The following is a 2,153-nucleotide window of genomic DNA, read 5'->3' as shown; positions in this document are numbered from 1 at the left end:
ACAGCGGTGCAAGACCGCGCCGCCCTCTACCTGCGGTTACAAAAATCTTGCGGGCCTTTAACGGAGCGGTAATAACATGGACCCCAGTTTCAGCATTTCATTGCAAAGGCCTATTGTATGTCCGGTTTCCCCAGTTTCCTTGCAGCATTTCTGATTGCAGCGGGCATGTTCTGCCCCGGTGCCTTGCGCGCAGAATGCGTGGATATCGGCAAAACATGCATTGACAGCAACGACTTGAAGGCAAAGGTCCGGATTGGAAACCACACGCCCGACTTGCAGGGGCTTATCCAGTTCACTGAGTTGACCGATCTGACACTGATGGCCGACCTGCGGTTCAAGGACCCCGTCGATCTGTCCCCCCTCGCTGCGATGCCAAAGCTGCAAAGGCTGGCCTTGGTCAATATCACCGCACCGGACTTGGCTCCGCTGACCCGGCTGCCGCGGCTGAAGCGGCTCAGCCTTGATTCTGTCCGCGCGCCGGATTTCACCCCGCTGGCCCGGATGACACAGCTGGAGCACCTCTCGGTCTGGGGGGCCGGGGATGTCACCGATCTGTCTTTTGTCAGCGGCCTGACCCGGCTGCAAAGCCTGAATATTGCGGATTCCGGGGTGTCCGACCTAAGCCCGCTGTCCGGCCTTATTGGTCTGGAAGTCTTTCTTGCCTTCAACACTCAGGTCTCTGACCTCAGCCCGCTGTCGGGCACCAACCTGCAGGTGGCCTGGATCTCCAATTGCCCGGTCAAAAGCGTGGCCGCGCTGGCCGCATCCGACCGGCTGGAGATGCTGCGCGCCGATGGAACCCAGCTGGAAAACCTGGACGGGCTGGAGGGGAAACCTGCATTGCACACCCTGATCCTGTCAGACACGCAGGTGGCGGACCTGATCCCGATAACAGGGGCAACCGGTCTGAAGGAGCTGGCCTTGGACGGAACCCGGATCAGCGACATCACACCGCTGAACGGGCTGGATGCGCTGCACAAGCTGAACCTGACAGACACCGCCGTCTCCAGCCTTGCGCCTCTGGCGGGCAAAAACCTGCGTGTGCTGTCGCTCACTAATACTGCCGTGTCCAGCCTTGCTGCGGTGCAGGATATGGAGAGCCTTTGGGACTTCAGCATTTCCGGAACAGCCGTCACCGATCTCACCCCGCTTAAGAACCTTAAAGAGCTTTCGATTCTCCGGGCGATCGGTCTGCCCGTCGAGGCGCTGCAGCCGCTGCTGGAGGTTGAAAACCTGCGGATTGTCTTTGCCGGCCCTGACTTCGAGACGCACAGGCGCCTGCTTGGGAAAGAGAATATAGCCCAGTACATCGCAGCCACCCCCTAACAGGTACAGTTTCAAGGCTGTCTGCACTGGCGCTGATCATCGGCACCGGCAGCGGCACATCCCGCCGGGCCGCGGTCTCTGTCCGGGCTTGATCCAAAAGCGAACCTGCGGGGCAAGGCATATCTGACTAATCAGTCAGATACCCAACGCATCCCTGGGCCCCACGACCCGCCCCGGCGGCACCGGCCGCCTGCAGCGGATTATCAGGCAGAATAATACCAAAGCCATGACACGCATCGTTATCAGCTTGCAGGCGCACAAACCCTGCTTCTTTCTGGTTGGAAATACCCTCGGGTGAATTGGCCGCCAGGCCAAGAGGGCAGCGCCCTCCCCTGATCAGCGTGCGTCCTTCAGCAGCCGCTGCTTCTGGCGGGACCAGTCGCGCTTGGCCTCACTCGCCCGCTTGTCGTGGTTCTTCTTGCCCTTGGCGATGCCCAGCTTGATCTTGGCGCGGCCCTTGTGGTTGAAGTATAAAACCAGCGGCACCAGGGTCATCCCCTTGCGCTGGGTGGCGTTCCACAGATCCGACAGTTCTTTGCGCGATACCAGCAGCTTGCGGCGGCGGCGCTCTTCGTGCTTGAACAGCTTGGCCTGCTCGTAAGGCGGGATATAGGCGTTCACCAGCCACAGCTCGCCGTTCTCCACCGCGGCATAGCTGTCGGCGATGTTGGAACCGCCCCCGCGCAGCGCCTTGACTTCGGACCCCTCCAGCATGATGCCGCATTCGATATCGTCTTCGATTGCGTAATCGTACCGCGCCCGCCGGCTCTCGGCGATCACTTTGTAATTCGGGTCGGATGTCTGCTTCTTATTGGCCATGGGAGGCA

General features: G+C 60.4%; 2 protein-coding genes. One reads left to right on the top strand and one right to left on the bottom strand.

Translation table 11 applies throughout. The annotated features are described in order from the left end of the window. Positions 1-117 precede the first annotated feature (117 nt). Positions 118-1,326, top strand: a complete 1,209-nt coding sequence (locus tag A2I95_RS33055) for a leucine-rich repeat domain-containing protein (protein WP_291736643.1) — start codon at positions 118-120, stop codon at positions 1,324-1,326. A 336-nt stretch (positions 1,327-1,662) separates the two neighbouring features. On the opposite strand, the gene smpB is transcribed toward A2I95_RS33055, so the two are convergent. Continuing rightward, positions 1,663-2,145: an SsrA-binding protein SmpB gene (gene smpB, locus A2I95_RS33050; protein ID WP_129372117.1), complete on the bottom strand. Its 483-nt coding sequence runs from the start codon at positions 2,143-2,145 to the stop codon at positions 1,663-1,665. Positions 2,146-2,153 lie beyond the last annotated feature (8 nt).

The organism is Leisingera sp. F5 (assembly GCF_001593695.1).
Note: the sequence above shows the minus strand (reverse complement) of the source record. Positions and strands in the feature narration are given on the sequence as shown.

Bases quoted from the DNA above. Each gene is read 5' to 3' on its own strand.
- A2I95_RS33055 (WP_291736643.1), top strand. From the start codon at position 118: ATGTCCGGTTTCCCCAGTTTCCTTGCAGCATTTCTGATTGCAGCGGGC.
- smpB (WP_129372117.1), bottom strand. From the start codon at position 2,145: ATGGCCAATAAGAAGCAGACATCCGACCCGAATTACAAAGTGATCGCC.